15 protein-coding genes are annotated in these 13,317 nt (G+C 34.8%); 3 read left to right on the forward strand and 12 right to left on the reverse strand.

Translation table 11 applies throughout. From position 1 onward, the window contains the following. Positions 1-22: 22 nt before the first annotated feature. The 3 genes from ACUN0F_RS25410 to ACUN0F_RS25420 form a co-directional block, all read right to left on the reverse strand. Positions 23-1,378, reverse strand: a complete 1,356-nt coding sequence (locus tag ACUN0F_RS25410) for an MATE family efflux transporter (protein WP_445540393.1) — start codon at positions 1,376-1,378, stop codon at positions 23-25. A gap of 129 nt (positions 1,379-1,507) precedes the next feature. After that, positions 1,508-2,353 (reverse strand): MerR family transcriptional regulator, encoded by an 846-nt coding sequence (locus ACUN0F_RS25415; protein ID WP_000925937.1) that lies wholly within the window; start codon positions 2,351-2,353, stop codon positions 1,508-1,510. 96 nt (positions 2,354-2,449) lie between these two features. Next, positions 2,450-4,123, reverse strand: a complete 1,674-nt coding sequence (locus tag ACUN0F_RS25420) for a ribonuclease J (RefSeq protein ID WP_445540394.1) — start codon at positions 4,121-4,123, stop codon at positions 2,450-2,452. Positions 4,124-4,454: 331 nt separating this feature from the next. Here ACUN0F_RS25420 and ACUN0F_RS25425 point away from each other — a divergent pair, with 331 nt between their 5' ends. Then, on the forward strand, positions 4,455-5,618 hold the full coding sequence (locus tag ACUN0F_RS25425) for a cation:proton antiporter (protein ID WP_000393879.1): 1,164 nt from the start codon (positions 4,455-4,457) through the stop codon (positions 5,616-5,618). A gap of 63 nt (positions 5,619-5,681) precedes the next feature. Here ACUN0F_RS25425 and ACUN0F_RS25430 read toward each other — a convergent pair whose 3' ends face one another. From ACUN0F_RS25430 to ACUN0F_RS25465, 8 genes are all read right to left on the reverse strand, one after another. After that, positions 5,682-5,960 (reverse strand): DUF3986 family protein, encoded by a 279-nt coding sequence (locus ACUN0F_RS25430; protein ID WP_000759748.1) that lies wholly within the window; start codon positions 5,958-5,960, stop codon positions 5,682-5,684. Between the two features lie 55 nt (positions 5,961-6,015). Next, complete coding sequence (locus ACUN0F_RS25435) at positions 6,016-7,365, reverse strand: aspartate aminotransferase family protein (RefSeq protein ID WP_000850952.1); 1,350 nt, start codon at positions 7,363-7,365, stop codon at positions 6,016-6,018. Positions 7,366-7,545: 180 nt separating this feature from the next. Continuing rightward, positions 7,546-9,096, reverse strand: a complete 1,551-nt coding sequence (locus ACUN0F_RS25440; protein WP_001103252.1) for a solute symporter family protein — start codon at positions 9,094-9,096, stop codon at positions 7,546-7,548. Positions 9,097-9,098: 2 nt separating this feature from the next. Next, entirely contained in the window at positions 9,099-9,440 is a 342-nt protein-coding gene (locus ACUN0F_RS25445; protein ID WP_264463175.1) for a DUF485 domain-containing protein, read from the reverse strand. Positions 9,441-9,749: 309 nt separating this feature from the next. Then, complete coding sequence (locus ACUN0F_RS25450; protein ID WP_060489687.1) at positions 9,750-10,379, reverse strand: sterol desaturase family protein; 630 nt, start codon at positions 10,377-10,379, stop codon at positions 9,750-9,752. An 82-nt stretch (positions 10,380-10,461) separates the two neighbouring features. Further along, on the reverse strand, positions 10,462-10,755 hold the full coding sequence (locus tag ACUN0F_RS25455) for a hypothetical protein (protein WP_000286363.1): 294 nt from the start codon (positions 10,753-10,755) through the stop codon (positions 10,462-10,464). Between the two features lie 19 nt (positions 10,756-10,774). Continuing rightward, a complete protein-coding gene (locus ACUN0F_RS25460; protein WP_078418419.1) occupies positions 10,775-11,407 on the reverse strand; it encodes a LysE family transporter in 633 nt (210 codons plus the stop codon). Between the two features lie 130 nt (positions 11,408-11,537). Next, positions 11,538-12,266, reverse strand: a complete 729-nt coding sequence (locus tag ACUN0F_RS25465; protein ID WP_264463174.1) for a YqcI/YcgG family protein — start codon at positions 12,264-12,266, stop codon at positions 11,538-11,540. A 267-nt stretch (positions 12,267-12,533) separates the two neighbouring features. Between ACUN0F_RS25465 and cspB the strand changes: the two genes are divergently transcribed. Then, positions 12,534-12,731: a cold shock-like protein CspB gene (gene cspB / locus ACUN0F_RS25470; RefSeq protein ID WP_001161731.1), complete on the forward strand. Its 198-nt coding sequence runs from the start codon at positions 12,534-12,536 to the stop codon at positions 12,729-12,731. Positions 12,732-12,850: 119 nt separating this feature from the next. Then, positions 12,851-13,099 (forward strand): DUF2564 family protein, encoded by a 249-nt coding sequence (locus ACUN0F_RS25475; RefSeq protein WP_000534400.1) that lies wholly within the window; start codon positions 12,851-12,853, stop codon positions 13,097-13,099. Between the two features lie 35 nt (positions 13,100-13,134). Here the strand turns inward: ACUN0F_RS25475 and ACUN0F_RS25480 are convergent, their stop codons facing one another. After that, the gene (locus tag ACUN0F_RS25480; protein WP_000358801.1) at positions 13,135-13,311 is read right to left on the reverse strand and encodes a zinc-finger domain-containing protein; all 177 of its coding nucleotides are present in this window, start codon (positions 13,309-13,311) and stop codon (positions 13,135-13,137) included. Between the last annotated feature and the right edge of the window lie 6 nt (positions 13,312-13,317).

A 13,317-nucleotide genomic window follows, 5' to 3' on the forward strand; every position in this document is an offset into this window, starting at 1 on the left:
TTGCTCAAGGGGATTTTCTTCATTATATCGCTTCTTTCTTTCCTGTCATATTTAACGGAACAGGATGTTTCATACGATTCATCGTAAATACGATAATCGCTGTCAATACTTCAGCTACTGGCATAACGAGCCAAATTCCATTTATCCCAAATATCTTTGGCATAATCCATAATAATGGAATAATAAATAGTAACCCTCGGCTCATTATAATAAGTACTGATTTTGTCGTTTGTCGCACGGATTGGAAGTACTCTCCATACACAATGTTATAGCCTAAAAATACATATTGGATAAAGAACAAGCTAATACCCGTTAATGTTAACTCCAATAACTCTGGAGATTGGACATCAAAGAGACCCATAATATATTTCCCGAAGAATAATCCGACAATTATTGCTACGCCCCCAAGTACAACTGCAATTTTTACAGCAAACTGCAATCCTTCACGTAATCTTTCTGCTAAATTTGCACCGTAATGGAAACTAGCGATTGGCTGTAACGCTGCTCCAACGCCGAAGAATAATAGTAATGTCATCGCATGAATACTATTCACCATCGCATAAGAAGCGACTCCTACTTCTCCTGCATATTGAACGAATGTAATATTAAAACCAATCGTAACAATCGCTACTGTACTTTCTGCTGTAAAGCTCGGGAAACCTATGATCATAATTTGTTTAACTGTATCCCATTCAAAATGGAATTTCGTCCATTTTAAAATACTACTTTTTCTAAAGAAGTGCGTTAATAATACAAGGAAACCAATCGCTGCTGAAAGAATAGTCGCTGAAGCCGCACCTGTTACGCCCCATCCAAAGATGAAAATAAAGATATAGTCAAACACTATATTTAATACAGCCGTTACAACTAGCCCTGCCATTGCTAAATTAGGATTTCCATCATTTCGTATAAATGTACTTAAAATATTTTCTAAAACGTATATCATTCCAAATGTTAATAACACGTGTAAATAGTCTAACGCATACGGTAAAATCACTTCGTTTGCACCGAATAAGTATGCTAAATCTTCTATTCTCCATAAGCAAATCGCTGCTAACACACCTACGATAATTACTGCTACCGTCATGGATTGAGTAAAAATAGATCTTGCCCTATCTAATTTATTTTCACCTAGTGCAATGGAATATAACGTTGCCCCGCCCATTCCAATCCATAATGAAATAGAGAAGAAAATTGAAAACGCTGGAATAGCCACGTTTACTCCTGCTAATCCGTTTGCTCCAACTCCCCTACTAATCATAACCGCATCAATCACAATATTAACTGACATTAACACCATTCCTAGAACGGCTGGTATTAAATAAGAAATAAATAAACTTTTTATCGGTTTTTCTCTTAACTTTTCTGTTGTTTCCATCATATAAATGCTCCTTTTTCAATGCTCTGTTCACAGTTTAAACCTTCAAGTTACTTGAAGGTCAATAGAGAATTAAAAAATAGGTAACTTAATTATCATGTTTGGAGCCAATTTGTAATGATACGCGTCCTACAACTTATTGCTTTGTTTTTTCATTATAGGAATTTGAATTTCTGTTACTTGCTCCTCTGGATTGTCTGTTACAGACCAATCAATTAATGCTATCTCAATCGCATCTCCACTTACTTCGTATCCTTCTTGATTAATATATTTCATTAACTTCTTATATGTTTCATCCGTTTCTTCATATGGTCCATGATGATATACACAGGCAAACATGCCTTCTTTAATTTCATCTGAACTATGTATTTGAAAAGGCATGTAATCCAAAAGAATAAAAACACTACTATATGCTTGAAACTCATTTTGCATTAATCCTTTTTTCGCAACTGTTACACCGATATCTCCAGAAAATAAGCTATCATCCATTTGTCTCATATTTTTTTGCAACGAATGAATATAGTACTCAAACATATCATCCGTCGTATTCGGGGCAACCGCAATTGCTGTAATTTTTCGCTGCGGGATCTCTTTCATTACCATTTGTTCAGCTTTTGCTTTTGTTGCTTCCTTAATTAAATGAATTCTATGCTCCATTTTCGCCAAAGCATATTCAATTTCTCTTTGTTTTTTCAACATCATTTCTTGTTGTTTTTCCAGTAAATTGAGTGCGTATGACGGATTTCTTTCATCAATATATTTCTTAATTTCCTTTAATGGAATATTTAATTGGCGTAAAAATTTAATCGTATCTAATAGTGAAAATTGATCGATCGTATAATAGCGATAATTTGTTTGCGGGTCCACAATGGACGGATGAAAAATTCCCTTCTCATCATAATAACGTAAAGTTGATTCAGCTATATTATGCATTTTTGCCATTTCTCCAATTGTAAAGCGTTTGTTTAATAACATCTTTTATTTCCTTCCATTTCTATTTATTTCATTATATGTTCATTCTGTCTTCAAAACAAAAAAGAATTCCCCTATGAGAATTCTTTTTATTAACTCTTAAACCTCTATTATTATAGGAAGGATCATCGGTTTTCTTTTCGTGCTAGTATATATAAACTTTCCTAAAGCTTCTCTTACTTCTCTTTTCAAAATACCCCAGCTATTCACATTCTCTTTCTTTAAATTATTAATTGTAATAACAGCTAATTTATTTAATTCCTTCAAAAATTCTTCTGAATCACGAACATAGACAAATCCACGAGATATAATATCAGGACCTGAAATAATTTCTCCATCCACTTTATTAAAAGTAATAACTATTACGAGCATTCCATCTTCTGAAAGTTGTTTTCGATCACGTAATAAGGCATTTCCAACATCACCAATTCCTAATCCATCTACATATATATTTCCAGCCTGTATTTTTCTAGATTGAATGGCCACTTCATTACTTATATCTACAACATCCCCATTACGAACGATAAAGATATTTTCTTTTTCAACACCAATTGATTCTGCTAACAAACTATGGTGATGTAGCATTCTAAACTCTCCATGAATTGGGATAAAATACTTTGGCTTCATTAAAGTGAGCATCAATTTCAACTCTTCTTGATATGCATGACCGGATACATGGACTCCAGTAGAACTACCTGATCCATAAATTACTTTTGCTCCTAATGCAAATAAATTATCTATAATTCGTGAAACATTACGCTCATTTCCTGGAATAGGAGTTGCGGCTATAATAACCGTATCTTCTGGTAAAACGTCCACTTGTCTATAGTTTCCACTAGCTAAGCGCGCTAAAGCTGCCATTGGTTCTCCTTGGCTTCCTGTACAAAGTATTGCGACCTGCTTTGGATCCAAACGATTTACCTCACTCGCTTCAATTAACATGCCGTCTGGAATATGTAAATACCCTTTCTCTAGAGCAACTTCTACTACATTTACCATACTTCTCCCGAGCAAAGCCAGTTTTCGATTTGTTTTTATGCAAGCTTCAACTATTTGCTGAACACGATTTACATTAGAAGCAAATGTAGAAATAATTACTTTTCTGCTAGCTTTCAAAAATAATTCTTCTATCCGTTCCCCTACCGATCTCTCTGATGGAGTAAAACCTGGTCGTTCTGCATTTGTACTTTCAGATAGTAACGCTAGTACACCTTCACTACCTATTTTAGCCATTTTATGAATATCAGGATGTTGGTTATTTACTGGTGTTAAATCAAATTTAAAATCCCCGGTATGTACTACAGTACCTTCTAGTGTATGAAACACAATACCGAGACAATCTGGAATACTATGATTCGTTTTAAAAAATGTCGTCTTAATAGAACCGAGATCGATTTCTGATTCTGCGTGAATAACGATTAATTCTGTACCATTTTGAAGATTATGCTCCTTTAATTTAATTTCAATTAAACCTAACGTTAACTTCGTCGCATAGATTGGTACGTTTAGTTGTTTTAAAAAATATGGTATTCCACCAATATGGTCCTCATGTCCATGTGTCACGACTAACCCGCGAATTTTTTCTTTATTTTCTTGTAAGTATGTGATGTCTGGAATTATTAAATCAATTCCTAATAAACTTTCATCTGGAAATTTAGATCCACAATCAATAACGACAATATCATTTTCATATTGAATAGCATACATATTTTTCCCTATTTCATTTACTCCACCTAAAGCAACGATAGACAAGTTGTTTTTTAATGACTTCAAATGATAAGCCCTCCCTTTCACAGTTATAATTCGTGAAATAGTATTTAGACTTTATTATTTGTAATAAAAAAAGACTTCATACTATTTTATACATATAAAATCCGCACGCTTCTCTTATATGTATATCCCTAATAACACAGCCTCTCTCTAAAAAAGCTCCTATTTTTTCATTGATTTTTTGTAAAATATATTATATATTAATTACAGGTTCAAATTACGAGTTCAAAAGAACTTGTAATCAGACCCTTTGTTTAATGGGTTTTACATATTTTCATTAGGCAAATTCCGAGAAATCGTATGATAAAAATAAAAATGATGAGGAGAGGATCCGATGGAATTCGAATTTTTCTTTCAAATTGCACTTATTTTATTAAGTACAAAGCTTGCCGGTGATCTTAGTGTTAGATTAGGTCAACCTTCTGTACTAGGTAAATTAATTGTCGGTATCGTTATCGGTCCAGCTTTATTAGGTTGGATTGAAAATTCAGAGCTTCTAACACAATTAAGTAATGTCGGTGTTATTCTTTTAATGTTTATGGCAGGACTTGAAACAGACTTAGAGGAATTAAACGCAAATCGTAATTCTTCTTTAGCAGTTGCACTTGGCGGTATCATTCTTCCATTCGTAGGTGGTTACGTTTCTGGTCTTGTTATGGGAATGGAACAAGGAAATGCTGTATTTTTAGGATTACTTCTATGTGCGACAAGTGTTAGTATTTCCGTACAAACACTTCGTGATTTAGGAAAGATGAAAACACGTGAAAGTACAACGATGCTTGGCGCTGCTGTATTTGATGACATTCTTGTTGTTATTTTATTAGCATTTGCAATGAGCTTCTTAGGTACAGACGATGTTAACTTAACAATGGTTATCTTGAAGAAAGTTGTATTCTTCGCTTCTATTATTTTAATTGGATGGAAAGGTGTTCCTGCGATTATGCGCTGGTTATCACCACTACGCGTATCTGAGTCTATCGTGAGCGCGGCTCTTATCATCTGTTTCTCATTCGCATATTTCGGCGAACTATTAGGAATTGCTGGTATTATCGGTGCTTTCGCAGCTGGTATCGCTATTTCTCAAACGAACTACAAACATGAAGTAGAAAAGAAAGTAGAACCAATTGCTTACGCTATGTTCGTTCCCGTGTTCTTCGTAAGTATCGGTATGAATATTACATTTGACGGTATTGGCAATCAAATTTGGTTCATCCTAGCATTAACAATAATCGCTGTATTAACGAAACTAATCGGTTGTGGATTTGGTGCACGAATGACTGGATTTGACGCTAAGTCTTCTGCAATTATCGGTGCTGGAATGGTTTCTCGTGGTGAAGTTGCACTTATCATCGCAGGAACAGGACTTTCTTCAGGCCTATTGGCACAAGATTACTTTACAGCTATCGTTATTGTCGTTATTTTAACTACAATGATTACACCACCAATGTTAAAATACACTTTTGGTGCAAAAGATAAAGCGATGAAAGCAAGTAAATAAGTTTCATATAATAAAAGGAGATTGCTATCTTATAAGATAGCAATCTCCTTTTTCGTTTTATCTTTAAACAATTTTATTCGTTTTTAACCATTTTTCAAAAATAATTCGTGCTTCTTCATCATCAATATCATTACTAAATGAATACACCATAATGCCGTAATCATCTATATATTCACCTAGCTTCATTTTCTCCACTTTCTTGTAAAAATCGTCTACCTCATAGTGCGGAATATAAGCATCCCAAACTGGCTCATTTATTCTTTTGTACGCCGTCACTTCTAAATCGTATCCATCTTCATAATACCCGATGTGATAATGTTGACTAGGCTCATATTTCTTCATAAAAAAACCTCCTACTAAACAAAAGCGAGCTGTAATATACAGCTCGCTTCATTCATTAAATGCGTTCCATCGCTGTCTTCAACGTTCCAACAACAAAAGCAATTTCTTCACTTGAAATAACAAGCGGTGGTGCTAATGTTAAGACGTTATTATATCCTGCTGTTGTCATGCCGTTTCGTCCAATAATTAAACCTTTTTCTTTACAAGCATTTACAACACTTGCAATTTTGTCGTTATCAATTGGCTCTTTCGTCTCTTTATCATTTACTAGTTCAATTCCAACTAGTAGACCTTTCCCTCTAATATTCCCAACAAGTGGATGCTCTCCAATTTCTTCTTTTAATTGTTCTAATAGAAGCGATCCCATTTGTGCAGATCGCTCAATTAAATTTTCATTTTCCATAATCTCCAAGTTTTTAAGCGCTAATGCACAAGCCGCAGGATTTCCACCAAATGTATTAATATGACGGAAGAATTCATATTCTCCCTTTCCTTTAAATGCTTCATATATTTCTTTTTTCACAGCTGTCGCTGATAACGGTAAATATGCACTCGTAATCCCTTTTGCCATCGTAATAATATCCGGCTGAACGTCATAATTCATAAATCCAAATGCTTTTCCTGTACGTCCGAAACCACAAATCACTTCATCACTAATGAGCAAGGCACCGTGTTTTTGACACGTTTCATGAACAGCTTTCATATAGTCTTGTGGCGGCATTAAAATGCCTCCGCCCGTAATAATTGGTTCCATAATAAAAGCTGCAATCGTTTCACTTAATTCCCATGTCATAACGCGATCTACTTCTTTTACACATTCTACATCATAAATGTTTTCTCTTTCTATTCCAGGCATACGATAACAATCTGGCGGTGTTACATGTAAAAATCCTGAAGCAAATGGCTCATATTGATATCTACGCTGTGCTTGTCCCGTCGCTGCCATCGTTGCCATTGTATTTCCATGATACCCGCGGTAACGCGACATAAATTTATAACGATGCGGTTCACCTTTTTGAGCATAGTATTGTCTTGCTATTTTAAAAGCTGTTTCGTTCGCTTCCGAGCCACTATTAGAGAAGAAAATAACATACTCTCCTCCAAGCCACTCATTTAATTTTTCTGCAAGCTTTATAGCTGGTTCATGCGATTGTGACATCGGAAAGTATGATAATGTTTGTAATTGCTTATATGCCGCCTCTGCGAGCTCTTTTCTGCCATATCCACTATTCACACACCAAAGACCACTCATACCATCTAAATATCTTTTCCCTTCTATATCTTCAACCCAGCACCCTTCTGCTTTTGCCCCTACCATTGTACTATTTGGACTAAAAGGACGCATTCCGTGCCAAACATATTGCTCATCTTTTGCTAATAATTCATCAGTCTGTTTCGTTTTCATCATTTCTTCCACCTTCCATAACAACTTATTTTTCACAAAAGCTGCGCTGGTGCCATGATGATTTAAATTTCTCCCTGCTTATTTTCATTCCACAAAATTAAGACAAAATCCTACTTACAATACAGTAATATTTACAAGAAAAAAAGAGCTTTTCTTATATATCGAAAAGCCCTTCTCTTTTTAATGTGACGATGCATCACTAACACCATGACCTGTATTAGATTTCACAAGAATCTCATCAAACTTCGCAGCATCTTCTTTCTTACTAGATAACACGGTTCCTAAATATGCTGCAAGGAATCCAAGCGGAATTGAAATAATTCCAGGTGTCGTATATGGGAATATCGCTTCCCCAACAAATATAGCTTTTCCAGCTACAGGGTTCCAAACATTTGGGCTTAAGGCTACGAGAACAATTGCTGATACAAGACCAACGACCATACCCGAAATGGCACCTGTTGTATTGAAGCGCTTCCAATATATTGTGAATAATATAACTGGTAGATTTGCACTCGCTGCAACTGCAAATGCTAATGAAACTAAAAATGCTACGTTCAACGTTTGAGCAAATAACGCTAGTATAATGGATAATACCGCTACCCCAATAGACGCATAGCGAGCCATTGACACTTGCTCTTTTTCCGTTGATTTCCCCTTGCGAATAATTTCATTATAAAAATCATGTGCAAATGCTGATGCTGCTGTTAATACAAGGCCTGCCACTACAGCTAAAATAGTTGCAAAGGCAATTGCTGAAACGAAAGCAAATAAGAAATCTCCACCTAACGCTTTAGCTAACAAAGGTGCTGCCATATTACCAGCAGGGTTTGCTTTCATAATTGCCTCATTCCCTACAAATGCTGCTGCCCCAAATCCTAAGAAGATTGTCATAATATAAAATGCACCAATTAACCACGTAGCGTACACAACAGATTGCCGTGCCGTTTTTGCATCACGTACTGTAAAAAAGCGAACAAGAATATGTGGTAATCCGGCAGTACCGAGAACTAGTCCTAAATTTAAAGACAGTGTATCAAGACCATCCTTATACTTTACTCCTGGATTTAAAAACGAATCTTTTAATGGTGTAGCTGTTTTCATTTGCGCGAACATTTCAGTCACACTAAAATTAAATTTGGAGAAAACGATAACAGAAATAATAAATGTACCAGCCATAAGTAGTACAGCCTTAACAATTTGTACCCAACTCGTCGCAGTCATTCCACCAAAAATAACGTACACTGTCATTAATGTACCAACGATTAAAACGGATGTCGTATATTCGATCCCTAATAATAATTTAATAAGTGCACCAGCCCCAACTAATTGTGCAATCATATAAAAAATCGAAATCGTCATCGTATTAAGTGCTGCAACACCGCGAACTTTTTTCGCATCAAAACGTGCCGCAATCATATCCGCTAACGTGTACTTCCCTAAATTTCTAAGCGGTTCTGCAACAAGGTATAGAACAACTAAATAAGCAACTAAAAAGCCAATACTATAAAAGAACCCATCAAACCCAGTTAATGCAATCGCTCCGGCTATACCAAGAAAAGACGCAGCAGACATATAATCTCCCGCAATGGCCAGACCATTTTGCCAACCAGTTAATCCCCCTCCAGCTGTATAAAACTCACTCGCATTTTTCGTTTTCTTCGACGCAAAATAAGTTATGACGAGTGTACCAAGAACGATGATTAAAAATAATGCAAAAGCGGTTACATTCAAAGTTAGCTCCTCCCTTTTTGCATATCTTGTAGAATTTTTTGCGAGATTTCATCAAAGGATTCTGCTTTTTTGCTATAAATCATACATAATGACCACGTCATAATAAATTGCGCAAATGCAAACACCCATGCCCACGTAACATCCCCAAATGCTGGTGTATTGAGCACCTTTGAATACGATGTTAAAATAGGTAATGCAATAAAAAAGCTTAAAAAGAAAATACTCATCGGAACGATAAACTTCTTTTTCGTATTTAATAGTAATTGAAATTCTTCTGACTGAACAATCTCTGTATAATTCACTTCACTTTGTAACTTACGTGCTGACGTATCATCTCTTTTCATTCCCATTCCCCTCTCTTACTGAAAATACAATTCCCCCTTGTATACCTAAAGGCTAAATTTTATAAATATTCAGAAACTTATTTCTATTTTAGACAATCCATACATTCCTGCAAAGATTTTTCGATAGACATTTTTCGCCAATTTCTCCTAAGTTTTTAATATACTTTTCCAACATAAAAATTACGTACTTCAATTCCTCACCAGTCAAGCTTTACAGGAAGTTATCTTCCATCTAACTTCCTCATATTTGCCGAATTTTGAGGCGGGAGTTTTACCGCCTCAAAATTTCCAGATAAAAAAAAGTAGTGCTTATCGCACTACTTCTGTCTTTTTTTCTTTTTCTAAATTACGAGCTGTTTCGCTTAATTCAACGTCTTTCCCATCTTTAAGCGTTCCAAATATGAAATCGAATACTGGATTTGAAACACCAAACCAAAACTTTTCATTTTTATAATGATGTAATATGTGCTGTTTTTTTAGCCATCTTCCAAACTTAGTGAACGGACGAATCGGCTTATGTGCAATATAATGTTTCCATTCATAAACGAGAAGCATGATAATCATTCCAGTCCCGAATGAAAGTGTAATAGTAACACTTTTTGTTATACCATATGCTATAAGTAAATATATAGTAAAGCTAGGTATACTAAACCATACAGGCAAAAATAATAGTTTTAAATCATCTGGATATACATGATGATCATAATGTAATCTTCTTAACATTTTTAATAAAAATACGTTTTTAGGTGGCTTTAAATGGAATAAAAATCGATGTGTCATATATTCGTTAAGCGTATAAAAAACAATCCCAAACAAACACGTGAACATACCGATCCATGTGAAAAATTGCATTTTTAAAATAATGATGAAAATAAATAAAATACTATACATAATAACGATATCATGTTGTAAAAAGAACTCTTTCCCCACTCTCTTCATCTTCCTTCCCCCTTTTCCAAAAAAACAGCCGCAACATTTCGTTACGACTATTTCTTTTATTTTTTATTTTATTCTATTCACTTTACAAATTTGCCTGCTGCTCTATTGTCGAGAAAAAATTGTTCGATCCAAATATATTTTGCTTCGGAATAATATGTTCCACCGCAAACACTGTCACTTCTCCTCTTTGTACCTCTCCAATAATGAGCCCAAATATTTCATGATTCACTGCAAACGTTGGTTGCTTTGTTTGTAGTAATCTTGCTGCATTGTGAAATACTGCTTCATATAATGGATTTCTATCAGTAATTTCTTTTCGGATTTTGGGTGCCAACGTAATAATAATTTCTTTTCCGTCAATAGTGGTTCGATACATAAAAATCTCCCCTTCAATCTTATGTGAACAACTGTAAAGCTTTGTATGCAAAATGGATAGAATATCCTACTAAAATAATACCGGCTCCGGCTGTTATATAGCCAAGTGCTTTTTGCTTTAATAAAGTTCTGCCAAAATGGACAGAAAAAGCAATATTTAAATTCCATAAAATAATGCCAACGATAATACAAAGACTGTACAAAAAGGCTTCTTGTTTCGTTACCTTCGTAAGCAATGAGCTAAGTGTACTTCCGTATATACCAAACCAAAAAACAAGATTTAATGGATTGGATATCGCAATTAAAAAACCTGCCATAAACGATTGTTTAAGACCACCTACCTCTTCCTTTTTATATTCCATATTCGAGTGGGAAATTCCTTGTTTTACACTTTGAAATCCTAAATAAAATAATAAGAAAAAACCTGTGCAATACATAAAAGCTTGTACATATGTATACATAAACAGAGAAGATAAACCGAAATAAATGAGAAGCATAAACAAAATATCTGCAGTCATTCCACCAATTCCAACAACCCATGCATGCCAAAAACCTCGTTCAATTCCTCGTTTTAACATTTCAATATTAATCGGACCTACTGGCGCAGCTAATGAAATACCTAATACAATTTGTTGTATAATCGCTCCAAACATCGCTCTATCCTTTCTACTTCCTTTACTATTAAGTAATGATTAAAAATAGACTAGCTTTCATCAAAATATTCACTACTAAAATACCCTTTTTTATCCAAATTATGCAAAAGAGCCATCTCGATGATGGCTCTTACTTTTCTAACTTATGAAGAAAAGGACATTTTCCTTTTATCAGCTCTATATCGTCTCCTATGAAGTATTGTTTCCATTCGCGATGATCTGAATCACCATAATGACTAATGTTAGGATGTTTCGGCAGCTGATCCCAACTTTCAACTCGATTTCGGACCGTTTGTCTTGAATATGCTCCTTTAGGGCGATCCCCTTCTAATCCATCAAAGATGGTACGCGGTTGAAATCCAATAACGAGAGAATTTCCTAAATGCCTAGTTTTTCGTTGTTTATAAGCTGGCGCATTTCCAAATGCGAATATCGGTTCCCCGCCAAATGAAAATTCCCATAAGTAATGGTCTGGGTCTTCAGGAATTTGCTTCGGCCATGTTTGGTCATCGTTTTCATGTAAATATTGTAGTACTTTCCAAAAGTAATCACGATAATATTCCAGTGATTGTTCCTCACATTCCGGTTCCACAAAAAGAAAGAATCCTCTTCTTACAATTGGGCGCTCTTTCATTAACTCTAAAAAAGATAACATTGTATGTGGCAAATGACTCCAATCATTATGAGAGAGAAATGAATAACGAAGTTCATTCTTTTTCAAAGCTGTTAAGCCGAAATAACATGGGAAAGTTGGTTCTAGCACGACACTCGAAAAATTTTGAAATTCTTTTGTAACCCAATTTGGTATGTCAGTTCTCGTTCTCATTCCTTCATTATCTAATAAATAAGACTCATTCATTCTTTCTTTCACCTCATTATGTATAGCATTCAATTAAGAATATTACATACTCGGCCTGTCCTATACCTATTTAAAAATTCGGCTGAAAAATTATTTAAAAATACAAAAAAAATAAAATCGCTTACTTGACTAATTTCTACCAATTCGTGTATATTTAAATTAATCATTTAGCAGAATATTCAAGATTATAGCATTTTTAGTTTATATTATCTTTCAAATGAATTTCACTAAATGAAAAAAGCAAATGTTTTTAGGAGGAATTGTAACATGCAAGGAAAAGTAAAATGGTTTAACAACGAAAAAGGTTTTGGATTTATCGAAATGGAAGGCGCTGACGATGTATTCGTACATTTCTCTGCTATTCAAGGTGACGGCTACAAAGCTTTAGAAGAAGGTCAAGAAGTATCTTTCGATATCACTGAAGGAAACCGCGGACCTCAAGCTGCTAACGTAGTAAAACTTTAATCCAACATATAACAGGAGGTTACCTTACTTGGTAACCTCCTTTGTTATTCCTTTGTATATTTCCGTTTTACAGAGCAAAAACTATGTGAAATGCGCAATATACAAAGGAGGAAGTAATAATGGGATCAGAAGTAAATGATTTTGAAGAAGTGAAATTCCGTGTAGAAACAGCACAAAAAATGGTAGGATCAGCGACAATTTCAATGGATCCAGATACATTAGAGCATGCCACAACTGCTGTAGAAGCAGCTCGCTCTCAGCTTGAAATTATGAAATCTGTTGCGGTAGATTTAGATGAGCCGTTTCTAATGAATGAGGAAAAGAAATTAAGTAAATGCGAGCAGCAATTAAACGAAGCAAAGCACTAAAAAAAACATCCAGAGAATGTTCTCTGGATGTTTTTTCATGACAACTGTTCCCCATACTTTTTCAATGTTTCTCCAACTGTACATTGCCTAATACAAAATGAATGAGCATAATATTTACTATTTGTCTTTCGATTATGTTCTCGCAAAAAACACCCTTCACAATACGTTTCTAATAAGTCATTTACCTCTGTAATGAGTTGCTTTTTATCCACGGTTGC

The organism is Bacillus sp. 1A (assembly GCF_052682215.1).